We start from the raw sequence: 24,062 nt of genomic DNA, 5'->3' as shown, positions 1-24,062 counted from the left end.
TTATATTGGTTAATTCCAAACCTAATAAAAATTCCGAAGCAAAAATAGTCCATCTTGTTTTACAACCAACTGTTAGTCAGCTAAAACAATTAAGTAACATTTTATTACAAATGGAGTATCCTATCAATCAGCACTTAAAATAATCCAGTAAACAGCAGCCAAAAAACGGCTGTTTAAACACTATTTTTTCTTCTTTGGATCAAAAATCGCTACCGCTACACGCGAGTCGGCACAGCCATAATACAAAAACCATTTTTGTTTGTAATAAGCTAAGCCTTCAATAAATACGGTACCTGACGGATACTGCCCGCTCTTTTCGAAAGAAGCTTCGGGAATAAGAAAAGGCTTATCTAAACGATACAATGGTTTGGTTGGATCGGTGGCCGAAAACAGTACCTGCCCGGCGCAATAAGCATTAGGTGTATATTCAGGATCGCCGTTTTTGCTGTCGCTTTTACCATTGTATAGCAGCACAATGCCCTTTTCAGTTAACACCGCCGGCGGGCCGCATTCGGTAAGCTGGCTATCAAAATAACCTTTACGCGGGGTGATCAGCTTCTTTAATGAGCCATCTTCATTGACAACAGGAGTCCAGTTCACCAAGTCGGTTGAGGTAGCGGCAAATACGGCGTTTTCGCCCCAGTACATGAAATACTTGCCGTTTATTTTAGCGATCACCTGCTTGCCGTTAACCAGCTTGGTTACAATAGATGCCGATTTGGTGGCCATGTTAAAGAACTTGCCATCATAAGCCTTGCGGAAAACAGGGCCGTATTTTGTCCAGTTCAACAGGTCTTTGGAGGTAGCCGCGCCGAGGCGTGGGGTTTTGCCGTTCCATTGAGTGTATAATATAACATAAGTGCCATCGGCAGTAACGGCAACACGTGGGTCTTCACAGCCACCTTTCCATTCAAATTCCTTTTGGCTATCCTCGCCCGGAAACAAAACCGGTGTTTTTGAGCGTTTCATGGTGATACCATCGGTACTCGAAGCCAGGCCAATGCGTGAGGTACGCATCCCTATCCCCTCGCCCGAATGATCTTCGGCACGGTACAGTACATAGATCTTTCCATCTTTTACGGTAGCCGCCGGGTTAAAGGTATCGCTTGGCTCCCATTGGGCTATCTTCTTCTGCATAGGGTCGTTAAATACCGAATTGGTGTCAGGGTTGATCACCGGGTTTACACCCTCGGGCCGTACAAAAGGGCCTAATGCCCAGGCAGGTAAATCAGTCTGGGCCTGCTGTGCCAGTAACTGGCTGCCGGCCAACAAAAACGCGCATAACGATAAACAGGCTTTGTTAAGTACTTTCATGTATTATCAGGTATTTGGTTGGTTTAAATTAAGTTTAAAAACTATTGGTTTCCAAATATAGTTAACCGATTTAGCAAAAACCAAATAAAAAAGCCGGCAATTACGCCGGCTCTCAATTGTATAAATTTTAGGGTTAGATACTATTTTACAGGCTCAATACGTGCTACGTAACCGCCATCTTCAACCATGCTGATAGTAACGGCTTCGCCCGATTTAATTTCCTTTACGATCTTTTTAAAGTCCATCGCCTGAAAATCAGCATTCACACCGTCTTTAATCAGGGTGATCTTGTAGGTCACACCTTTTTTCAGGAAGTCGGTATTGATGGTGATGTCACGTTTTTTGTTGTTGGTCATGGCGCCTACAAACCATTTTTCGCCTTTTCTTTTAGCTACCGCGATGTATTCGCCAACGGAAGCATCAAGCACTTTGGTATCATCCCAGGTAACGGGCACGCTGGTGATAAACTCTGTAGCCTCGGGCTCTTTGTTGTAGTTAAAAGGGTTATCGGCAAGCATCTGGAAACCACTTGTAAATACCACGTACAAAGCCAGCTGATGTGCTCTTGTGCCCACACTCATTACATTGTGCCAGTTAGCACGGTAATCTTTAGGGTGACCGGAACGCATAGCTCCCGGTGTATAATCCATAGGGCCTACCGTATTACGCAGGAAAGGAAGGAACACATTGTTATTAGGCGTAGCGAATCCTCCGCCTATGTTCTGCTCCATACCAACCACACCCTCGTACGACAGTACGTTAGGATAAGCGACCTCTAAACCCGCAGGTTTAAACGCGCCATGGAAATCAACCAGGATATGGTGCTTGGCAGCTTCTTTAGCTACACGCGTATAGTAGTTTACCATCCACTGATCGTTACGCTCCATAAAGTCGATCTTAACACCGGCTATGCCCCATTTCTCCAGCGTTTCAAACACGTTGAAATTGTTCTCAACCGCCAGCCATGTAAACCATAAAACTATCTTTACATTTTTTTGCTTACCGTAAGCAATCAGTTCCTGTAAGTTGATGGTCGGGTTTGGCTCGAACGGGTTTAACGTTGTTTTAGCCCAGCCTTCATCCATCAATATATACGGGATGCCGTTTTTTGAAGCGAAATCGATATAATATTTATAGGTATCCTGGTTGTAGCCCGATTTAAAATCGACGCCGTACACGTAAGCATTATGCCACCACTCCCAGGTAACCTGGCCCGGTTTTATCCATTGGGTATCTTTTAACTGATTAGGGGTTGATAGGTTGTACACCATTTCGGTTTCTACCAGTTGTTTATCCTTATCGGTGATCACCAAAAAGCGCCATGGAAAACTGCGGGTACCTTTTGTTTTGGCTATGTATGATGCTTCTTTAACCAGCTTCACGCTCCTATCGCCATCCGGACCGAACTCGATCGGGTTTTTAGGAAAAATGGCATCCATCGATTTATCGCCGGTAGCTTTTAACAGCAGGCAAGGATAATCGTACAGATCGGCTTCGGACAGCATTACCTTGTACTTTTTGTTATCAAACAAAATAGGCAATACGCTCATGTTGCTTTTATTAACCTTACCGAGGTCTTTTTTAGCGTAAAGTATTTCGTAAGAGGTTTTGAAGTTATCAGTTTCGAGGTATGATGCCTCTACATTATCAACAAAGTTAAAATGCGCGTCTTCGTCGTTAACGATGATCGAATCTTTTTTGCTGGTGATAAAGCGGTAAGCGATACCATCGTTATATGCGCGGAACTCTACGCTGAAATTGTTCTTAAAATCGAGCCTTAATAGGTTGTAGTTGTTAATTACCGTGCTGCTTTTAAAAGGCACTACCGGGTGCGAAGTGGCGTTAACCGTTGAAAACGACTTTTTGATCAGTTTAGGATCGGCACCCAGCTTTTGTTTATCCAGGTTAAGTTGCAGGTACGAATCGCTTAACAGCGCGTCGCCGTTAAAGGTAACCGAATAGGTAATGCGGTTTTTAAGATCAACCGATACCTTTATCTTCTTATCGGGCGATAAAAGGTCGATCGGCGCGCTGATCAGTTTTAAACCTGCTGATAAAAGCAGGCCGGTAATTAACAGTTTTCTTTTCATTGTTATTGTGAGCTTTCAGTTTTAGTGCTATTTGGTGCTTCCCCAGCCCTTGGCAGGTTTTGGCCCCATCGTAAGTTCGAGGTAGCCGCCATCTGTTATCTGGCTAAATTCGAGGTAGCATTTGTTGTAAGGCTTGCCGTTTAGCCTCGCGCTTTGTATGTAAACATTTTTGGACGAATTATTACGGGCCGCTATGGTAAACGTTTTGCCTTTGGCATAAGCAGGATCTAACCTAAATACCACCTTATCAAACGACGGGCTGGTAATTTCCTGCCTTGGATCGCCGGGACAAATCGGGTGGATACCACTGGCTGCCAGTATATACCATGCCGACATTTGCCCAACATCTTCATTACCTATCAATCCCTCTACCGAATTTTTGTAAGAACGGCGGGCAACCTCGCGCGTCCATTTTTGGGTTAACCACGGTGCGCCCAATTTATTAAACAGAAAAGGCACGTGATGCACTGGTTCGTTAGCATGGTTGTAATAAGCATTCCACATCATGTTTTCGGGTGTTTTGATGAACATGCTGTCCAGATCGGCAATTACTTTGGCATTGCCGCCCATTAATTTCACCATACCCGGTACATCCTGCGGTACAAACCAACCTTGCTGATAAGGGTTGCTTTCCATACAGCCGTACCACTCTTTCAAACGGCCCTCGGCAGGCCATGGCTCCCAGCTGCCATCTTTCAGCTTAGGGCGAAACCAGTGCTTTTCCGGATCGAATATATTTTTGTAAGCTTCGCCTTTTTGTTTGTATTTAGCATAATCGGCTGTTTTGTTGAGGCCTTTAGCCAACTGCGCTACGCACCAATCGTTATAGGCATACTCCAGCGTTTTAGCAATGCCGTTATCAACATAGTAATAGCCTTCATCGCCATTGCCAAACTTATCCATTGTACTAACCGATAACTTGTAAGCCTCGGGCACATTAAAATTGCGGATGTTTTTGGCGTAAGCATCAGCAATAACGGATATGGCAGGGTTACCCAGCATACAACCGCTATAGGCGTTTAAAAACTCCCAGCGTTCCAGGTAATTTTCCTTCTTTTCGCCCGCCAGGGTAACCAGCGAGTTCACCATATCATTCACCAGCGATGGGTTGATAATGGTTTGCAAAGGCATTTGGCTGCGGAAAACATCCCAGCCGCTAAAAATAGTGCGTTTATTAAATGCTGATGATTGGTGTACTTTGTTATCGCCACCGGTATAATTACCATCCACATCGCTCACAATACGTGGGTCTATCATGGTATGGTACAGCGCGGTATAGAAAACCGTACGCTGATCTTTAGTACCGCCGGTAAGGCTTACTTTTGATAGTGCATTATTCCATAAAGCGCGGGCTTTTTGGTGTACGCCATCAAAATCCCAAGCAGGTATTTCGGCTTGCAGGTTCTTTTTAGCGCCTTCTATGCTTACCAGCGAGATTCCGCTTTTTATCAGCACCTGCTCGTTAGCCGTAGTGGCAAAGCCGGTGTAAAAGCCTAAATGCTTTCCTTCTTTTTCGCTTACGTTTGGTAATACCTGGGCATTGGCAATGGCCTGCTGGTATTTATCGCTGGTAACGTCTTCCAGTTTGCGTTTCCAATCGTCGGGGATGTTGGCGCTCCATACGCCGTAACTTTTTAACGGCTTGCTGAATTGGGCGTAAAAGTATACGGTATAATCGCCCTTACCATCGCCATTACCCCAGCCGCCGCCGTCAGGTGTACATTTCATCCAGCCTTGTATGGTATGGTCATCCACTACCTTTACATATTGTAGTGTTGAGGTACCGCCTACCCTGCGGGCCAGGTCTATCTGAATACGCGAATCGTCATTTTTAGGGAAGGTAAAACGCAGTATGCCGCTATGCGGGGCTGCCGTCATTTCGGCCTTTACATTGTATTTATCCAGCTTTACCGAATAATATCCGGCGCTTGCTGCTTCGCTCGTTTTAGTATATGTTGAACGATAACCCAATTCGGGATGATCTAACTTACCCGAAAAGGTATTGAGCTTGCCCGTGGTGGGCATCACCAGGAAATTACCCAGATCACCGTACCAACCGATACCGCTCATTTGTGTAAAGGCAAAGCCCTCGATACTGGTGTGTTCGTAGCTGTAACCGGGACCATTATCGCCGCCGGTAATGGTGTTGGGGCTTACTTGTACCATGCCATAAGGCACCGTAGCACCCGGAAAGGTTTTGCCAAGCCCATGGTATACGCCCGCGGCATCAACGCTGGTAGTAGCGCCAATAAAAGGGTTTACGTAATCGGCCGGGGTTTGCGCTTTTATAGCACTTACCTGGCAAGCAGCTGCAAGTAATAGAATAAGGTACTTCTTCATCATTTTGGTTAGGGTGCAGAATTTAATTGTTTACTGATGTTTTAATTTTCATTTCACATCACCTTATAATATTAAAATCAGGCAGCACTTTATTATCCGTTTTTAGCGGGTACATCATCCGTTAATTTCCCTGCTATTTTGGCAAAGTGGCTCTTGCAGCGGCTAAACAGGTATTTAACGTATAATTGGTAATTGTTTTGCAACTGTCAATTATACATAAAATTTATAATTGAACAACTAAAATATTAAAAAACACGGCAATTAACCCATGCTAATTAGTTTTAGCAGCAAGCATCACCTTTTAACCTGTCAAATACTTGTATATACATTAACGCGCCAATCGATTGTTATTTATTGGTGAAATAAACCGTTAAAATAACTATTAAACTATCAGCAGGCGCGGCTTATCATTTTACCATTTTGGCCATTGCATAATGTATTTTGGCATGGCAGGTTAATTAATTACCTGCCATTTTTTTATAATGTAACGGGTGTTTTTAAATTTACCACTACGTTTTACCGCGCCTTTGCCATTGTTCCATAACAGGTTTACAGTATTGTAATTGCCCTTTTCATAGTTAAAGGTAAGCCCGTCATCCTCAAATAAGGTGGCAGCGGTGGCATTGCCATATACGTAGCAGGTGATCTCGAATTTGGTATCGGCCGCTACGTGTTCTACCGGTTTGGCCAGCGGTAAAATAGTACCCTCTTTTATAAAGATGGGCAGCTGGGTAAGGCTTGGTTTTATGGTGTAGTGTTTGCCGCCTTCGTACTTTTGGTTGGTATTATAATCGTACCAGGTACCGGCAGGCAGGTATACTTTCCGTTCGTCCTGCTTTTCGGTTAGCGGGGCTGCGAGTATACCGTCGCCTATCATGTACTCGTCGGACAGGTTAAAGGTGTTTTTATCTTGCGGATAATCCATCACCAAAGCCCTGAACGGCGGGGTTCCCTTCAGCCTGTAATCGGCAAAGGCATTGTACAGGTAAGGTACCAAACTCATGCGGAAGTTGAGCAGCGTGCGCACGTCAGCCTCTATCTCCTTCGCATTATCCATCAACTCGTTTTTGTTATTCTTTTCTTTATTGATTTGCAACCATGGCGGGTTTTGCAGGTACCATGAGTTATACAGGGTTTGGGCCGATAGCACCGCGGTTTGGCTGCGACGCATAAAATCTTTAATGGTATTTGACTCCCGCACCTCCGGCGACCAAATCATCCCCGAAAAGCCCGAATTAAGTATCATGCGGATATATTCATCATGCTCGTAAGTATCGCTATACAAAGCAGCCGGGTACGATGAGGCGAAAGCGTTCGACGCGCGTACATCCAGGTAAGTACGCTGGTTCAACTCTTTATAAATATTGTAAATGGATTTTTGATACACCACGCCAAACACCTGGTGCATCTGCTCGCCATCAATACCCGACGGGAACCGGCTCAACTCCGGGAAACTCCAGGTAGCATTACCGAAAGCGATATTGGAATTATCGCACTCATCCATTTTAAAGCCGGAAATACCTTCGTCAACAAACGTTTTTTTATGGTAAGCAGCGAAGATGTTACTGGCAGCGGTATCGGCAAAATCGGGCACCAAGCCGTTCCATACCAGGTAATTGCCCGCTTTATTTTTTAGCGGTTCATACAATGGCGAACTCGGCGACACAAAGGCATGCTCCCACAGGTTAACACGGAAACCCTTGGCTTTCATGGTATCGATAAAGCCTTGCGGAGATGGAAAGAAATCTTTATTCCACACGTAAGAACATGAGTAAGAAGCGGTTTGCCAGCGTGGCTCAATCCCCAGTACATCGCAAGGTATATGGTTAACACGAAAATAGTCGGCCATTTTGTTAACCTGGCTCTGCGTAAAATCGGCCTTAACACGATACTTTACTCCCAGGCCCCAAATGGCAGGCAAAGCCCCGCCGCCCGAAAACAGGTTGTAACGCTGTATCACGCTCTTTACATCCGGCCCTTCAAATACAAATACCTCAATGCCTTTCGCGCCGGGGATATCTACCGTTACATTACCGGCCGCCGCATTATCATTCTTATACAATTCCTCTACCGAATTACCGCCCTTACCATCGGCTTTTGTATTGGCTTTATTTTTCAACTTGTCGGTAGTGCCGCAATAAAAAGTGGTATAGCGGGCTGTATTTATTAAGATACCATAGCCTTTATTTGATACGTAAAAGGTGGTTGGTCCGTGAGTATAGCCCAAATCGTTTAGCGGGTTATCGTTCACAATAGGGCGTTTCCTTAATCCACGCTGGTTAAAAGAGCCCATCTGCAACCCGAAACCGTATAGCTGTTCGCTATCATCCAGCGGAATTTCAACCACTACTCCCCGCTCGTTAATATTGATTCGGATATCGCTGATGTTAAACGGCAGTTTCCCCGCAGGCAGCTTGTCAAGCGCGGCGGTCATCGGCTTTTCAGTACAAAAACTGTAAGGGGTAAATTTATCGGCCGTGCCTGATGTTATCTTTTTTACGCCTGTAGCCAAATCAACCGTTTGACTAAAAGCATTTATTTGCAAGGCAATAAAAAGAATGAGCGTAAAGGTTTTCTTCATAAAAAATAGGTAATGGTAAACGCGGAGGTCGGTGCACAATTGCAGCAACACTAAATTGGGTACAAGATATATTTTTTTCGGGTTATTTATTATGTTGTGGGTTGTATGTTGTGAGTTGTTTGTTAGGTAAAGAAGAGTACAGGCTATAGTCGGTGTTATGAGTAAGATAGTGGGGGCATGTGCGAATCCTTCCCTTGGGAGGGCGTAGGGAGGGGTTTCATCGTTAAGTTTTTCAATTAAATGCCGCATAAACACCTCCCTGTCACTACAGTTCCCAACACACCCCTCCTCAAGGAGGGATTGAGAAAGCGTTACGAACAGCCTATATAATATTATGCTGATTGCCCCTGAAATGGGCGATTTTAATCTGGAACATTTCGGCCATTTTGGCGGCGCGCCATTTGGCTTCGGTGGCTTTGTCGCCGGCAAAAAGTTCGTCGATGGTTTGGTTAAACAGTTGCAGCCATTCGGCAAAGTGGGTATGATCTACCGGTAATTGTGCATGCGGCGGAAAAGGGCGGCCGAAATAAGTGTATTCTTCCAGCAATACGGTTTGCCAAAATTTGTACATTTTTTCGAGGTGTTCGGGCCAGCGGTTTTGTATGCGTTCGTTAAAAACAGGCGCAAGCAAGGCATCCTGCTGTACCTTATTGTAAAAGGTATCAACCAGTTGCTTTATATCATCAAGCGTAAGTATGTCGTTGGCCTCGGGCATCAGTATTATTGTATCAGCTTACAAAGCTAACAGCGTATATGGTTAATACTTTAAAATTAAACAATTATTACATGTTACTGTCAGAAGCTGTTTTATAAAACACAAACCCCAAACCGTCATTGCTCGGAGGTACGACAAAGCAATCTCTACGCATGCAAATCGTGCCTGCATAGTTCGCGATTGCTTCGTTCCTCGCAATGACACGTTTTTTTAGTTGAGTTTATAATAGATCGAACAGTATTATGTAAACAATATGCAGGCGATAAGTATTTATATAGTATGAAAGAAATGCCTGTCACAGTAAAACGCTCAATTGAATTACTCGGCCTGTTTTTGGTAGGAGCAGTTATCGTTATTGGTCAAACCATACTAATGCCTTTGCTGATGGCTTTTTTTGTGAGCCTGATGCTGTTGCCCATCTTCCGCTTTTTCCGGCGGATCAATTTCCCGGAGGCCTTGGCTATCTTTCTGCCTATACTGGGGCTTACCGTATTCGCAGGATTGATTGTTTGGCTCTTTTCATCGCAGATAGGTTCGCTGGTGAACGATTTTCCGCAGATTAAACAGAACATGAGCAAGCACCTTGGCGCGCTTAGCAAGTGGATCAACGAAAGTTTCAATTTTTCGCCCGATGAGCAGTTGCGCTTCATCAGCGAACAAAGCAATAAACTATTCAATTCGGCGGGTAGTATTATTAGCGGGGCGGCCGGTTCGGTTACCGGTGTACTGCTTTTCTTTGGCTTACTGCCCATCTACATCTACCTGATACTGATGTATAAAAACCTGTTTGTTAAGTTTGTTTTTATGTGGTTTGAACCCAAACAACATAACCAGGTAGAAGAGGCCATGCGCGAAACCGAAGGTATCATCAAAAGTTACCTCATCGGTCTGCTTATTCAAATTACTTACATCACCGTTTTGTTAGGTGGTATCCTGTTCCTGTTCGATATAAAACATGCTTTGCTGATAGGCATCATATTCGCTTTTTTAAACCTCATCCCCTACTTGGGCGCGCTGATCGGTAACATTTTGGGCGTACTTATTACGCTATCCTCTTCCGAGGATATTTTTGATATCATTATAGTACTGGCAGCCATATCGGTAGTGCAGTTTTTAGATAATAATATACTGATGCCGCGCATTGTGGGTTCAAAGGTGAAGATAAATGCCCTTACCGCTATTGTGGGCATTATTATAGCCGGAACAATGGCGGGCATATCGGCTATGTTTTTGGCCTTGCCGGTGATAGCGGTGCTGAAGATCGTATTCGACAGATCGGAACAGTTTAAACAATGGGGCGTACTGCTGGGCGATGAACGCCCGGAGAAAAGCCCGATGAATTTCCCGGCTTTCAGGCGGAAGTCAAAAGATGTTGGGACGACGATAAAGTAGATCGAAAATTTAACCACAAAGTACACAGAGGTTTGCACGGAGGTTTTTGAGTTTTTTATTCATTAAACACTTATTCACCAATACCTACATATCATTTTGACTGTCAAACCATTCAGCAGTTGAACATCTTGTACAGACCTGATTTCGATCTTAATTTTATTAAGCTTTTAATATCGGATATTATGAAAACTAACTTCAGCTTACTTTTTTATTTAAAGAAGCCAAAGAACTATTAAAATGGCCCTACTGACGATAATTTAAAGGTTGCTTTGGTATGGTAGCAGTATACTCTTATGGCGATTAAAATTAGTTGGTGAAAAATAAAATAATTGCTATTCATTTCGTTATTTAAAACTTAACAAGGTTTTATAGAATAATTAATTTTAATGCTTTTATTTAAGCGAAATTTAATACTTAAATGGGAACGTGGAATACAGCTATTAATGGCAACGATGCATTTCTTGATATATATTCAACATTTATCGATCAATATAACCAAGGAAAGCACCCTGATGAAATATCTACACAAATTCTTGAGAGTTATCAAGAACTATTTATCGATAGAGATGATAAAAACAATTCATTTTTTGCACTGGCATTTGCGCAATGGGAAACCAAATCAACAGATCCAATAATTTTTAATCAAGTAAAAATCATTATTGAAACTGGCAATGATCTTGAAATTTGGAAAGAATTAGGAGCTGATACTAAAACATTAAAAAAAAGAGAAGCTGTACTTAAAAAATTCCTTTCTCAAATTTCGATAGAAAAGGACAAACCGAAACGAAGAGTAAAGCAAAAATTTGAATTTGAAGTACGAAAAATCATAAATATTTCTTCACCAGATAATAAAAAAACTTTTGTTGTAAATCAAGAATTCGTAAATAAAAACTATATCCATACAGGTGGTTCGTTAAATTGGGCCGATGGCGGCAGTGGAGTTTTATACTATACAAACCAAGAAAAAAACATAGATGCAAGATGGATAGACAGTCATACATTGGAAATATCCTACGACAAAGAAATCGTATTCACAAAAAAGGAAAATAGCGCCTATTTTTATGGTGATGACGTAAAAATTATATATTACATTTCATGAAGATTACAACCATAAGTCGCAATGGCAAGTTTACCCAAAGCCAGTTGAATAAATCATCAGGGGCATGAAAGATTTGTGAGTTTATGCCGCAAAAACCCTTTAGCCTTGGCTTTGTGGGATAACTTAAAGAGGTAAACAATCTCCTCTCCTTACTCCTCTATTACCTCCAGTACCAGTTTACTCCAGCCTTTATGCCCTGCATTGCGGAGTTCTTTCTTTTTGCTTTCCATGAGTTTTTTGATGCGCGAACTGTAGGCCCAGCAGGTGCTTTGACGGATCTCCACAATTTCGGAGAGCTTGTGCGACGAGATTTTGCCTTTGGTAGAGTACATCAAAAAGATCATATAAAATGCCTTATTGATAGGGATCCGCGTGTTTTGCAGAATGGTGTAGGCGATAACCGATTCTTCGTACCCGCATTTTGAGCAACGCCTGCTGTATGGCAAATGGCCGCCGCTATAATGGGTGTGCGTGCATTTACGGCAATGGTAACCGTTTTCCCATTTCAAGTCCGACAGGAACTTGAAGCAGGTTTCCCTGTCGGGGTAAATGCGGCTGAACTCTTCAAAATCTACCTCGGCCGACATTACCCTGTCGTGCGTTACCTTTTCAATATTGGTATGCAGGGTGATGTTATCGTTCTCTAATAATACATTGATCCGCGATATTTCTTCGGCCTGTTCTTTCAGCAGCAGGTTTACCGATTTAAGCTCGTCGTTCTGCTGGGCAATCACTTCCGATTTTTCAATCAGCTCCTTGGTGCGCTCCCTTACCTGCTCTTCCAGCTGGCGATTGATGTTATCCTTCAGTTCCTCGTTTTGCTTCATCTGCCTGATGATGCGGCGCTGCACATAATCTTTCTTTTTCTTCAATGCCCGCACCTTTTCACCTATCGCGAAGGAGATAAAGAGCATTTCCATAATAAAGCAAAAACTTAAGCTGTAATGTGTAACCGGCCCAAAGGGTAACCAAGGCACATCAAACGCTATGAGGATCTTGATAATAAAGCCTACAAACAAAAAGCTGTAGCCCACCACAAAGAAACGCGCCGGCCAGTAGCCTTTGCTCATTACATAAAAACCTGCATAACAAGCCAGTAGTAGTGGCACTATCTCCACAATTTTATAATTGAACCAGTTTCTATCAACCGTTAAGCATACTATAAAAAAGATAGTGCGCAAACCAATTACCGCCCATATCAGCTTGTTCAGTTTTGGCGCACGGGCTTTAATATGCAGCAGGCTTTGGGTAAACCGCATGCCAAAAACGCTGGCAAAAAAAAGTGCCACACCATACGCGTACTGGTTCCATATTGGCGAATCAGTCCACAGGTATTGGTAGGCGATACCATCGGTACACATTTCGTAGAAACCTATACTTAGGTTGTACATTACATAGTACAGGTACTGCTTTTGCTTTATGGCAAAAAACATCATCAGGTTATACAACCCGAAAACCATCAGCATACCATAAAAACTACCGAAAAAGAAATACTCATCCAGCGCGTAATGCACAAACCAGCCCACCGAACGCAGTGCTATAATAACGTTTACCTGCTGGTGCGACCGCACACGTATGTAATACACATGCTGCCCCCTAACATTACCATCAATATTGAGCGTAAAGTTTTTATGGCGATACAACCGTTGCGAAAACGGGTACGCGGCACCGAAAACGGCTATTTTGTACCGGTTATTATTATCGGGCGTGTAAGTGGTAATACTGTCGATGGTTTGATCCATAAACTCCAGCAGCCAGTTCTTTTTTGATGCCGTATGATCAATCACTATACGGTACCAGTAAGTAGCCGCCGGACTTAAAGCCTTGGGGGTATAAATACTGCTCGATTTAAATTTGGTGGTGTAAGCGGCACTCCTAACCTGCTCAAAACTAAGCGTATTGGTAGTATCTTTAAAACTCTCAATTTCGGCGTAGGCAAATATATGCTGATTGATATCATCATTTAATGGAACGGCCTTTTGCGCCAAAGCGCTTAAGGCCATACCTACAAAACACACAATAACGGCTAACCGCTTTATGAAGGTTTTCAGCATACTCACACAGATCTTTTAAACGTTGTTTACGCCCAATTGGCATGGCATTCAGGTTTATTTATAAGCTCGCAATATACTATATTTCTTAAATTCTATCAGTCACTACTGTCCGGCTACCATACCCAGCGCTTCAATGTAGCCTTTGTTGGATTTGGTGTTAACAAACTTACTGTTCTCCAATACTTTAAATAATATCTCTTTAAGTGCCTTACGGTCTTCGGGGGTAGCCTTGCGGATATCCTCAAAAGTTTGGCGGGGCTTTTCGGTGTATTCCAGTATTTTGGCATAACCGGCAGGCTCATCAAACGTACGGAAACCACGCAGGTTATCCATTTTTTTGTATGGCCAGTAATGCCAGCCAATGTTGTTTTTCTCCAGCACTATCCTGAAATCGCGCACCCATTCGTCAGTATTTTCGCCGGTTTCACCTACGTAAATAGGCACATTGTATTTATTACGGAAGTCGATGTAATCCTGTATTACGGCAACGGTGGCATCCGTCCAGTACTTATGAAAAGTGTATACCAGTTTATCATCAAACGGGGTACCGAATGGTTTAAAGTTGCTATCCCACTGCGCGCCGCCTAAAAATATCAGGTGGTTTTTATCAACTGAACGCACGGCCGCAGTAATTTCCTTGTACAATGGCTCCAGGTGCGGGTTAAAATAATCTGCTTTAAAGTAATGAGCGATGGGCTCGTTCAGCAGATCATAACCTAAAATGATCGGTTCATTTTTGTAATGCTTCGCGATGTCTTTCCAAATCCGCATGGTAAGCAACTGGCTCGGCCTGCTCTCAAACAGGAAGGGGTAGCCATAACCATCATCAATATTATCGCCGGTTTGGCCGCCCGGCGCGCAGTGCATATCCAATATCACGTACAGGTTCTCTTTTTTACACCAGCCAATCACTTTATCCAGCAGCTTGATACCGCGGGTTGAGTCATTGGCGCCCATGTAATCTTCATTGGTGAACAGTTTGTAATTGAACGGGATACGGATAGAATTAATACCCGTAGTTTTAAGGTAATGGATATCGGCTTCGGTAATGTAGGTATCCAAAAACTGCTTCCAAAAAATCTTCATATCATCCGGGCCGATGATCTCCGAAAATGCCTGGTTGATCAACTTGGGCGAGTTAATACCCTTCAGCTTAAACATATAGCCTTCGGGCACCAGCCAGTTACCTAAATTGGTACCTTTAATTAAAAAAGGCTTGTTATCTGTGCCGATGATCTCTTTTCCCTTAACGCTTATAAATTTATTTTGCGCAAGCAGAGGCATTGAAAATAAGGCCGTTAGCAAAAACAGCCCCGATAATTTCTTCTTCATAATTTAGATCGGTTTGTAGACCTTTAATATGTTAATTTTTACTTAAATTTTTACTACTTTTTAAATAAGCCAAAACTTTTTCTGTTTGATCGGGATATACCGCTATCCGGTGCGTGCGTACCATGTACGGATTGGTTTTGCCGGCGCCTGCCGTTTCTACCGCTATGATGTTTGACGGACGTTCGGGCATGTGGCAATCAATACAATTATTTTTAATGGCCGGGCCAATCTTATCGGCCATTTTACAAAAATTATGGCCTGCATCGCTATGGCAGCTCATACATTTTTTAGAGTCGAGGGATAGATTTGCTTCCTCGTTCACATGCGTATTATGGCAGGTGGCGCAATCCATTTTACTCTTAATAAAACATTGGCTTAGCGCAAGTAACTGGCTTTGGTTGCCATGTACATCAAGCAGCGTATTATCATTACGATCCACCGCGAAATCGGGTTCCACAAAATTGGCCAGCTTATCGCCGGGTTTAAAGTTGAAGGTGGTGGTAATGATCATGTTCTTATTACCCGAATGGCAAACCGCGCACATATCAATTTTTTGTCCGCGGGTTAGTTCAGCATAGCGGGCAATGTACTTGGGTTTCTTCTCCTCCGGAAAATCCGTATGAAAATTAACATGATTTGCCGCAGGGCCATGGCAACGTTCGCAATCAACGCCATTGATCAGCGATGCCTTATCAAACTCTACCGTTTGGCTTAAGCTTTGCGTTTCAGCAGGCAGCTCTTTTATGTACGATGCATGGCACTCAAAACAACGCTTGCCGATAATGCGCGTAAAGTTAACCTGCGTAGTATCATACCCCGGACTATTAGCCCAGCCATGCAATTTACTGAAGTACGATACCGGCAACTGGTAGATCTGGTTGTTTTTCCAGTACAAATAGGTTTCGGCCTTTACACCGCCAAACGTAATATCAAAACGCTGCTCATCGGTCTTTTTACCATCGGTATAGCCCACCTGGTATAAGCCCCCAGCGCGTTTTTCCATCACCACCTTGCTATGCGCGTTAAACACAAAGGTGTTATTGCGCGCAAAGTCGCCGTGGGTAGTTGTTGCTTCGGCCTCGCGCGTACTTTTAAAATGAGCGGTATGTAAATAATTAGCGTATACATCTTTGTGGCAGCGTATGCAGGTTGCCGAGCCTGCATACAACTCCCCCCGTGGATCATCTTTTTTATTAAGTTTATCGCATTGAGAAAATATCAGAACGAGCGGTATCATGAATATTGAACACAATAATAATATTCTTTTGCGCTTCATCGTGATAAGTATAATGCTTAAATAGTGTTTAAAAACTTGTCATCGCGAGGCACGAAGCAATGCCTTAGCCCCGCAATGATATCCGTTTATTTCAAAAACAGGTTATAATGGTTTATACCATAATAATACGATTATTGTACCACAAGTGTTGTTATAGAGTGAGGTAAACTTTTTGTTTTTGCAGCATTACCGGCAATCCATATGCTATAAGGCAATTCATCATCGCTTAGGTTAAGCACTACTACCACCAGCTTGTTATCTTTATTGATAAAGGCAGTTGTTTGCAGTTTATCGCGGTTTGATGAACTGATGATGCGTTTAGCACCCGGTTTTACAAATTTTGAAAAGTGGCCTATATAATAGTATGAGTTCATGTAAGTTATCTCGTTGGTTTTAACATTGGCATGCACCGGGGCATAGCAAAAGTTACCCACATGGTTTGGTCCTCCGGTTTCATCTAAAAAGATGTTCCAGTCTGTCCAGGCTACTACACCGTTGTTAAAATCGTTCACCATTGATTTTCCGTACAGTTCGCCCCATTGCCATTCGTTAATTTTTTCGAGGTTAAAGCGCTCACTGCAACCTTCGGTAAAAATGAGGTTCTTATCAGGGAAGGCTTCCTTTACACGTTTTACGTTCTCAAACACATCATGTACATACCAGTGGAAACCGGTTCCCCAAACGTATTTGGCAGCCGCGGGATCTTCCAGTACGGTGCTGGCACGCTGATAGATCAAATCGCGGTTATGATCCCAAATAATCAGTTTTTTATCGGCCAGGCCTTGCTTGTGCAGCGTTGGGCCTAAAAAGTACTTTACAAAATCGCGTTCTTCTTCGGCAGTATACATACACGATTCCCAGGTTTGCTTAGCCATTGGTTCATTTTGTACCGATAAACCCCAGATAGGGATACCCAGCGCCTGGTAGGTTTTGATGAACTTCACATACATATTCGCCCACGACTGGCGGTATTCGGCTTTCAACTTTCCGCCGTGCAACATATCGTTATTATCCTTCATAAATGCAGGTGGGCTCCACGGACTAACATACATGGTTAACTTGCCACCGGCAGCTGCTATAGCTTCTTTTATAAAAGGGATGCGGTATTTTTTATCGTGCTCAACATTAAAGGTTTTCAGCGCGCCGTCGCCTTCTTTAACGTAGGCATAGCTATCGCTCGAAAAATCGCAGCTTTGAATATTGGTACGGGCCAGTGTATAGCCTATCCCCTTTTGCGGATCGTAAAAATCCTGCAATAGCTGTTTCTGCTTATCCTTGGGCAGCTTGTAAAATGTTTCGGCAGAAGCATCTGTAAGCGCGGCGCCTACCCCCAAAAAGGTTTGGAATGTTTTTGACGGATCAACAAATATGCAGGCCTCGGTTTCAAAAGGCTGGCCGTGTTTGGCAAACTTCAGCGTTTCGGTTTGTGACAGGCGATAGTCGGTATTTTTGGCTGTGGTATACACCTTTACCGTTTTGGCCCCTGACGAAAAGCTGCTGCTTTTTACCGCCGACTGCGCCCCGGCCTGCTGCCATACCTGCTGCGAGCATAACAGCATTATAGCGAACTTATAGATCTTTTGCATATAATATATTTATAAATTGTGCTTGATTAGTTACCATACATAAGTTGCCACCGCTCCCGCGTTAAGCGTAGTGGTAGTCATTTTACCCTTAAATTTTATATTGAAAGTTGCCTGCGCATTGTTGCTGTTGAGTACAATGAGCGCCTTTTTGCCATCGGGTGTTTTAAAGGCTACGTTTTGCAAATTATTTACAATGTTTGAGGCGATGCGTACCGAACCCGGCCTTACAAACTTGGCGGCATGGGCTATAATATAGTACGATACGTTACGCGCTACCGATGCACCAACTGTAATAGCGCCCTGGCAGGTACCGCAGCCCCCGGTAGTATGCGGCTTAAATTGCGGATCGGAAGCCAGATTCCACTCGATAACGTTGCGGCTCCAGTTGCGGGTAGCACCCACAATGAGGTTACTCACATGCCATGAAAGATCGCTGCCAAAGTTGCCATCGCCAAAGGTGGCCTGCTCGGTGAAATACACGTTTTTGGTTGGTGCTGCATTATGTACCGAGTTTAGCGTGCTGATATTACCCGCGTACAGGTGAAACGCCGAACCATCAATGTAAGCGGCCGCGTCGGCATCCTTTAAAATATCGGTAGCGTATTCGGGATGATCGAGGTTATGATCGTAAATAATGATCTTGGTGTTGATATTGGCCGCCCTAAACGCCGGACCAAGGTTGTTCTTGATAAACTTACCCTGATCTGCCGAAAGCATCAGCATACTTGGGTTATTGTAAGCATTCAGCGGTTCGTTTTGCGGGGTAATAGCATCAATAGTAATGCCTTGGGCCTTCATGGCTTGTATGTATTTTACAAAGTATTTGGCAAAGGCGCCAAAATACTCGGGCTTCAGGCTACCGCCGTAAAAGCTTTTGTTATCCTTCATCCATGTTGGCGCGCTCCATGGGCAAGCCAGTATTTTAATATTAGGGTTAATAGCCAATATGCTTTTTATCACGGGGATAAGGTCTTTCTTCTCCATATCTATGGTGAACTCTTTCATATCCTCGTCGGTAGTGCTTAGCACCGGTTCATCATAAGAGAACGGAGCCGCGCTCAGGTCTGACGCGCCCAGTGTAAGCCTGATATAGCTGATACCGATGTTATTGGTATCGGTTGCGAAAAGTTCTTTAATGAGCGCGTCCTTTTGGGCCGATGGCAGGCTGTTGATCAGCGATGCGCTGCCACCCGTTAACGCGAAGCCGAAGCCATCAATACTTTGATAAGTTTGCGTAGTATCAACCTCAATAGTAGGGTTTTGGTTGGTAGCCGTACTAAACAGCAAACTCACATTCTGTTTTTTAAACAGTACCGATTGATCCGCATTGGTGAGCCACATGGCCACATCGGTTTTTGTGGGCGTAACCGACGGGGGTACCACAGGCGGATCAACCGGTGGAGGCGTAACCGTTCCGGATGATTTTTTGCCGCAGCCTGCCGTTATGCCAAGTGCCAGTATTATTAAAGCGGTAAACGTATAATCAGTAATCTTTTTCATCTTATCTTTCTGTATTGATCAATCAACTAATTCAAAATCACTCTTCAGCCGTACATCGTCGCTCGCGCTGCCTATCATCAGTTCAAACTTGCCCGGCTCGGTTGTCCACACCATTTTTGAGTTATAAAAGGACAGCTTATCCTTCCCTATCGCGAAGCTGATAGTTACCGATTCGCCCGGTTTCAGCATTACTTTCTTAAAATCTTTCAGCTCTTTTACAGGGCGTACCGCGCTGGCTACTATATCGTGCAGGTACAGTTGGGCTACTTCTTCCCCGGCATATTTACCTGTATTGGTAAGGGTAAAGCTGGCAGTCAGCGTCTCGGTATTTTTTAGTTTGGTTTTAGATAATTTAAGATCGCTGTACTTGAAACTCGTATAACTCAACCCATAACCAAATGCAAATCGCGGACTGTTAGGCAAATCGAGGTAGGCCGATTTATAGATGATATCCTTATCATTCATAGACGGCCTGCCGGTACTTTTTTGCGCGTAGAATACCGGGATCTGCCCTTCCGATCTCGGGAAGCTGATAGGCAATTTCCCTCCGGGGTTGTAATCGCCGAATAAAACATCGGCCATGGCATTACCGGCTTCGCTGCCGAGCCACCAGGTATATAGTATGGCGGGCACGTTATCGGCAGTCCAGTTAAATATCAGCGGACGACCGCCCATTACCAGTACCACAACAGGCTTGCCGGTAGCTTGTATGGCTTTCACCAATTCTTCCTGCACACCGGGGATGTGGATATTCGACCGGCTTTTGGCCTCGCCGCTCATATCACCCGCTTCGCCAATGGCCATAATTACCACATCGGCATCTTTGGCTGCTTTTACGGCTTCATCAAACCCGGCGCGGCTGCTATCCTGAATAGCACAGCCTTGGGCATATAATAATTTTGTGTTGTTTCCCAATTTGTGCTGGATACCATCGTATAATGATACCAGGTCGTTTTCGTCGGCACCGGCCCAGTCTATCGACCAAAAGCCTTTCATATCTTTTTTAGATTTTGCCAGCGGACCAATCACCGCTATGCTTTTCACGTTTTTTGACAGCGGCAATAATTGCTTATCGTTTTTTAAGAGGACGATGCTCTTCTCTGCCACTTCTTTAGCGGCTTGTTTGTTCTCTGCCGAATTAAGCACTGATTTTTCGCGCTCCTCGTTACTGAAACGGTACGGATCGTCAAATAAGCCTAATTCAAATTTCTTTCTTAATATCCGGCTTACGGCATCATCAATCAGTTTTACCGGCACCTTGCCATCCTTCACTAATTGTTGCAGGTTACCGATATAGGCACGGCTCTCCATATCCATATCGCTTCCCGCGGTAATGGCGGCATTGGCAGCATCATAACTATCCTTTACATAGCCGTGGGCTATCATTTCACCTATCGATCCCCAGTCACTTACTACAAAACCTGTAAAGCCCCATTTGCCTTTCAAAATATCACGTTGCAGGTAACTGTTTCCCGTTGCCGGGATGCCGTTCAAATCGTTAAAAGAGTTCATGAACGTGGCGGCTCCCGCATCAACGGCGGCTTTAAACGGCGGCAGGTATACCTCCCACAGCAGGCGGTCGCTCATATCAACCGAATTATAATCGCGCCCGGCTATAGCGGCACCATAGGCCGCGAAGTGCTTGGCACAGGCCATTATAGCGTCCAGGTCGCCAAGGCTTTTGCCCTGAAAGCCATGTACACGTGCTTTTGCGATCAGCGAACCCAGGTACGGGTCTTCACCGGCACCTTCCATCACCCTGCCCCAGCGTGGGTCGCGGGCAATATCAACCATAGGCGCAAACGTCCAGTGCAGGCCCGATGCCGCCGCTTCTTTGGCAGCTATCCTTGCCGATAGTTCAATAGCGCCTAAATCCCAACTCGCGGCCTCGGCCAGCGGAACCGGGAACGTTACACGATAACCATGTATCACATCCTGCCCAAACAACAGCGGAATTTTTAACCTCGATTGCATGGCCGCTTCCTGTATCTGGCGGGTATCTTTAGCGCCGCGTACATTCAGCATAGAGCCTACCTTACCCTGCTTTATCTGCTCCAGCTTGTTATTGTTTTTGCTCACCGGCCCGGTAGCGTCATTATCACCGGTATATTGATTCAGCTGCCCTATCTTTTCTTCCAATGTCATTTTCGCCAGCAGGGTTTTCACCTTAGCATCAACATTATCCGGCTGTTTTTTAGCGGATTGGGCCATAGCTCCGCCGTTATTTATAAGCAAAGCAATAGCAGCAGTTAAAAGGGTCGGCTTTAACTTCATATAAAAATTAAGTGATTAGATATCAGAAAAACGGGTCAAAAATGGCTTGCGAAAGCCTGTTCAAATTATTGAGGTATCATTTTGTAAAAATGCACATAGTCAACCTGCATGGTGGCTGGAAAAACGGTATCATCCACTCCCTTTATACCACCCCAATTACCGCCAACGGCTATGTTAAGCAACAGGTGAAACTTTTGATCAAACGGCCATAACGACGAACCCTTACCTGTGTTGATATAAGTGAATACCAGGTCATCATCATAATACCCGCGCACGGCATAAGGTGTCCAGTCCATACGGTAGTTATGAAAATCGGTCATGGCGGTTTCGATCATCCTGGTGCTGGTTTTTGAGTTACCGCCGTTGTTCACTTCGGTATGGGTACTAAAGTGTACCGCGTTAGGATCGTAACCTACATGCTCCATAATATCAATTTCACCGCTTTTTGGCCATGCGCCATACACATATCCATCAGGCAGCATCCATATTGCAGGCCATGTACCACGTCCCGAAGGCAATTTGGCACGTACCTCAACCCTGCCGTAAAGCAGGCTATGCTCAAATTTTGATACCATGCGCGATGAAGTATACCCCATACCCGCCATAGTTTCTTTTTTGGCCGTGATGGTTAACATGCCATTTTTCACCTCGGCATTATTGGTGGTGTTGGTATAGTATTGCAGTTCGTTATTACCCCAGCCGCTGCCACCGGTATCATACATCCAGTTATCGGCAAGCGGTAAACCGGTATTATCAAACTCATCGGCAAATGATGGTGTGGTTTCAAACTTCCAGCCTTTATCTTCGGGTGGTTTTACCGTTACAGGTACATAGGGCGTAGCGTCCTTTTTTTTGCCGCCGCAAGCTACCAGCATCAAGCCCGTAAAAGCACACATCAACAGGCCTGTATTCATTTTCATAAGTTTTGCTTTATAGGGTTATTTAATAACCCTGCCGGCTATGCCGGCAGGGTATTGCAGGGGTTAATTAATAGCCTGGATTTTGTTTTAACTGAGTATTGTTCAGTTCTTTCAACGGAATTGGCAATAGTTCATGAGTTCCGGTTTTGAAACCTGAACCACCAAGTACAGCAGCTGCCTGCCCGGTACGTACCAGGTCAAACCAACGGTGTCCTTCGGTAGCAAGCTCTAAACGGCGCTCTTTGTAAATATTGGCCAAAGTTGCCGGAACGCTCTCTAAACCTACACGTGCACGTACAGCATCAACTAAATCTTTTGCACGGTTTGCATCGCCACCACTTTGCACCAAGGCTTCAGCTTCCATCAGGTAAGTATCGGCCAAACGGATCTCAATATAATCGTTAGGATAGTTAAGCTCTGTAGTACCTGTACCAGCTTTATATTTGATAAGCGGTGCAAATTTCTTCATAAAATAACCGGTGTTTTCGTAGCTATGCTCGTACGATGAATTTGAAGCTGCCGAAAGGCTGTCCATATTCACTACAGTATAACCATAACGAGGGTCGTTATCAGCCTTAAAAGCATCAACCAGGCTCTTGGTTACCGGGTTAAAGCCCCATCCCTGCATAAATACAGGGCCGTTGTATGAGCGTGCGCCAATCATTTGTGTGTATACATTTGATTTGAACGAACCCCAGTTATTCCAGCTGTAAGCTTGTGAACCGGTGTGCGCTATTTCGAAGATAGCTTCTGAATTGAATTTATGATCAGGACTGAATATCTCTGCATAATTGGTAAGCAGTTTATTACCGAAAGGCCCTGTGCCACCCGGTGTACCGTTCACCAGTTTAAATTGCGCGGCAGCTTCGGCCCATTTTTTCTCGTACAATAATACTTTACCCAATAAGGCAATAGCAGCGCCTTTAGTAGCACGCCCGTTCTCGGCGGCAGCTACACTTGCAGGCAGATCAGGGATAGCGGCATTCAAATCCGCTTCAATTTGCGCATATACAGCAGCCGGGTCGGCCTGTGGCTGATTATAGGCTTCGGTAGGCTGAATAGGCGTTGTAAATAACGGAATGTTCTTAAACAATCTTTCCAGATCGAAGTAGTAATGCGCCCGCAAAAACTTTGCCTCGGCAGCATAACGTGCCTTGGTAGCGGCATCCAGGCCTACCACTCCATCTAATTTTGAAAGAATGATATTAGCCCTGCTCACACCTTTAAAATCCAATCCCCAGTATTCACCCTGAGGGCCCTGTGCAGGTGTCAAGGTATAATTATTCCAAACCTGCCAGGTGGTCATATCCGTTGAGCTACCGCCACCGGTAACGCAATCGTCAGACGCTGAATTTAGCGGACCAAGCACACCCGAATAGGTATTATCTATACCGCCTGTTTCTGTTGATAACGGATCATACGCGGCAACCAAACCTGCAAATGCTTCGGCAGGAGTTTTATAATAATTTACTTCTAAAGTTTGGCCTGCTGGTTGCAGTTCAAGGAACGATTTTTTACAGCTGGCAAACACGGCCACACTCAACAACACTGCTGCGGTACTGTAACTGATGTATTTTCTTTTCATTTTT

Annotated in this window: 15 protein-coding genes; 2 read left to right on the top strand and 13 right to left on the bottom strand. The window is 44.3% G+C overall.

The window, feature by feature from the left end; translation table 11 throughout:
- Positions 1–180: 180 nt before the first annotated feature.
- From AC07NA_RS05355 to AC07NA_RS05335, 5 genes are all read right to left on the bottom strand, one after another.
- Positions 181–1,314, bottom strand: coding sequence for a beta-1,2-mannosidase (locus AC07NA_RS05355; RefSeq protein WP_494896342.1), 1,134 nt, complete (start codon positions 1,312–1,314; stop codon positions 181–183).
- A gap of 140 nt (positions 1,315–1,454) precedes the next feature.
- The gene (locus AC07NA_RS05350) at positions 1,455–3,404 is read right to left on the bottom strand and encodes a glycoside hydrolase family 97 protein (RefSeq protein WP_494896340.1); all 1,950 of its coding nucleotides are present in this window, start codon (positions 3,402–3,404) and stop codon (positions 1,455–1,457) included.
- A gap of 27 nt (positions 3,405–3,431) precedes the next feature.
- Complete coding sequence (locus AC07NA_RS05345) at positions 3,432–5,747, bottom strand: GH92 family glycosyl hydrolase (protein WP_494896338.1); 2,316 nt, start codon at positions 5,745–5,747, stop codon at positions 3,432–3,434.
- Between the two features lie 451 nt (positions 5,748–6,198).
- Positions 6,199–8,325: a glycoside hydrolase family 31 protein gene (locus AC07NA_RS05340; protein ID WP_494896336.1), complete on the bottom strand. Its 2,127-nt coding sequence runs from the start codon at positions 8,323–8,325 to the stop codon at positions 6,199–6,201.
- 322 nt (positions 8,326–8,647) lie between these two features.
- Positions 8,648–9,040 (bottom strand): group III truncated hemoglobin, encoded by a 393-nt coding sequence (locus AC07NA_RS05335; RefSeq protein ID WP_494896334.1) that lies wholly within the window; start codon positions 9,038–9,040, stop codon positions 8,648–8,650.
- Positions 9,041–9,328: 288 nt separating this feature from the next.
- Here AC07NA_RS05335 and AC07NA_RS05330 point away from each other — a divergent pair, with 288 nt between their 5' ends.
- The gene (locus AC07NA_RS05330) at positions 9,329–10,432 is read left to right on the top strand and encodes an AI-2E family transporter (RefSeq protein WP_494896332.1); all 1,104 of its coding nucleotides are present in this window, start codon (positions 9,329–9,331) and stop codon (positions 10,430–10,432) included.
- Positions 10,433–10,850: 418 nt separating this feature from the next.
- On the top strand, positions 10,851–11,531 hold the full coding sequence (locus AC07NA_RS05325) for a hypothetical protein (protein ID WP_494896330.1): 681 nt from the start codon (positions 10,851–10,853) through the stop codon (positions 11,529–11,531).
- Between the two features lie 149 nt (positions 11,532–11,680).
- On the opposite strand, the gene AC07NA_RS05320 is transcribed toward AC07NA_RS05325, so the two are convergent.
- From AC07NA_RS05320 to AC07NA_RS05285, 8 genes are all read right to left on the bottom strand, one after another.
- Positions 11,681–13,585 (bottom strand): 7TM diverse intracellular signaling domain-containing protein, encoded by a 1,905-nt coding sequence (locus AC07NA_RS05320; protein ID WP_494896328.1) that lies wholly within the window; start codon positions 13,583–13,585, stop codon positions 11,681–11,683.
- 102 nt (positions 13,586–13,687) lie between these two features.
- Positions 13,688–14,917 carry a glycoside hydrolase family 5 protein gene (locus tag AC07NA_RS05315; RefSeq protein ID WP_494896326.1) on the bottom strand — a complete coding sequence of 410 codons (1,230 nt, stop codon included), beginning with the start codon at positions 14,915–14,917 and terminating at the stop codon, positions 13,688–13,690.
- A 31-nt stretch (positions 14,918–14,948) separates the two neighbouring features.
- A complete protein-coding gene (locus tag AC07NA_RS05310) occupies positions 14,949–16,193 on the bottom strand; it encodes a cytochrome c3 family protein (RefSeq protein ID WP_494896324.1) in 1,245 nt (414 codons plus the stop codon).
- A 131-nt stretch (positions 16,194–16,324) separates the two neighbouring features.
- Entirely contained in the window at positions 16,325–17,779 is a 1,455-nt protein-coding gene (locus AC07NA_RS05305) for a glycoside hydrolase family 30 protein (RefSeq protein WP_494896322.1), read from the bottom strand.
- 30 nt (positions 17,780–17,809) lie between these two features.
- A complete protein-coding gene (locus AC07NA_RS05300; RefSeq protein WP_494896320.1) occupies positions 17,810–19,279 on the bottom strand; it encodes a glycoside hydrolase family 30 protein in 1,470 nt (489 codons plus the stop codon).
- Positions 19,280–19,297: 18 nt separating this feature from the next.
- Entirely contained in the window at positions 19,298–21,553 is a 2,256-nt protein-coding gene (gene bglX / locus AC07NA_RS05295) for a beta-glucosidase BglX (RefSeq protein ID WP_494896318.1), read from the bottom strand.
- Between the two features lie 65 nt (positions 21,554–21,618).
- Positions 21,619–22,473 carry a glycoside hydrolase family 16 protein gene (locus tag AC07NA_RS05290; protein WP_494896316.1) on the bottom strand — a complete coding sequence of 285 codons (855 nt, stop codon included), beginning with the start codon at positions 22,471–22,473 and terminating at the stop codon, positions 21,619–21,621.
- 67 nt (positions 22,474–22,540) lie between these two features.
- Positions 22,541–24,058: a RagB/SusD family nutrient uptake outer membrane protein gene (locus AC07NA_RS05285; protein ID WP_494896314.1), complete on the bottom strand. Its 1,518-nt coding sequence runs from the start codon at positions 24,056–24,058 to the stop codon at positions 22,541–22,543.
- Between the last annotated feature and the right edge of the window lie 4 nt (positions 24,059–24,062).

The organism is Mucilaginibacter sp. GW821-FHT07G05 (assembly GCF_059418565.1).
This window is presented reverse-complemented; position numbering and strand designations above follow the sequence as displayed.

Excerpts from the sequence above, each read along its gene's own strand:
- AC07NA_RS05355 (WP_494896342.1), bottom strand. The coding sequence starts at position 1,314 with ATGAAAGTACTTAACAAAGCCTGTTTATCGTTATGCGCGTTTTTGTTG.
- AC07NA_RS05350 (WP_494896340.1), bottom strand. The coding sequence starts at position 3,404 with ATGAAAAGAAAACTGTTAATTACCGGCCTGCTTTTATCAGCAGGTTTA.
- AC07NA_RS05345 (WP_494896338.1), bottom strand. The coding sequence starts at position 5,747 with ATGATGAAGAAGTACCTTATTCTATTACTTGCAGCTGCTTGCCAGGTA.
- AC07NA_RS05340 (WP_494896336.1), bottom strand. The coding sequence starts at position 8,325 with ATGAAGAAAACCTTTACGCTCATTCTTTTTATTGCCTTGCAAATAAAT.
- AC07NA_RS05335 (WP_494896334.1), bottom strand. The coding sequence starts at position 9,040 with ATGCCCGAGGCCAACGACATACTTACGCTTGATGATATAAAGCAACTG.
- AC07NA_RS05330 (WP_494896332.1), top strand. The coding sequence starts at position 9,329 with ATGCCTGTCACAGTAAAACGCTCAATTGAATTACTCGGCCTGTTTTTG.
- AC07NA_RS05325 (WP_494896330.1), top strand. The coding sequence starts at position 10,851 with ATGGGAACGTGGAATACAGCTATTAATGGCAACGATGCATTTCTTGAT.
- AC07NA_RS05320 (WP_494896328.1), bottom strand. The coding sequence starts at position 13,585 with ATGCTGAAAACCTTCATAAAGCGGTTAGCCGTTATTGTGTGTTTTGTA.
- AC07NA_RS05315 (WP_494896326.1), bottom strand. The coding sequence starts at position 14,917 with ATGAAGAAGAAATTATCGGGGCTGTTTTTGCTAACGGCCTTATTTTCA.
- AC07NA_RS05310 (WP_494896324.1), bottom strand. The coding sequence starts at position 16,193 with ATGAAGCGCAAAAGAATATTATTATTGTGTTCAATATTCATGATACCG.
- AC07NA_RS05305 (WP_494896322.1), bottom strand. The coding sequence starts at position 17,779 with ATGCAAAAGATCTATAAGTTCGCTATAATGCTGTTATGCTCGCAGCAG.
- AC07NA_RS05300 (WP_494896320.1), bottom strand. The coding sequence starts at position 19,279 with ATGAAAAAGATTACTGATTATACGTTTACCGCTTTAATAATACTGGCA.
- bglX (WP_494896318.1), bottom strand. The coding sequence starts at position 21,553 with ATGAAGTTAAAGCCGACCCTTTTAACTGCTGCTATTGCTTTGCTTATA.
- AC07NA_RS05290 (WP_494896316.1), bottom strand. The coding sequence starts at position 22,473 with ATGAAAATGAATACAGGCCTGTTGATGTGTGCTTTTACGGGCTTGATG.
- AC07NA_RS05285 (WP_494896314.1), bottom strand. The coding sequence starts at position 24,058 with ATGAAAAGAAAATACATCAGTTACAGTACCGCAGCAGTGTTGTTGAGT.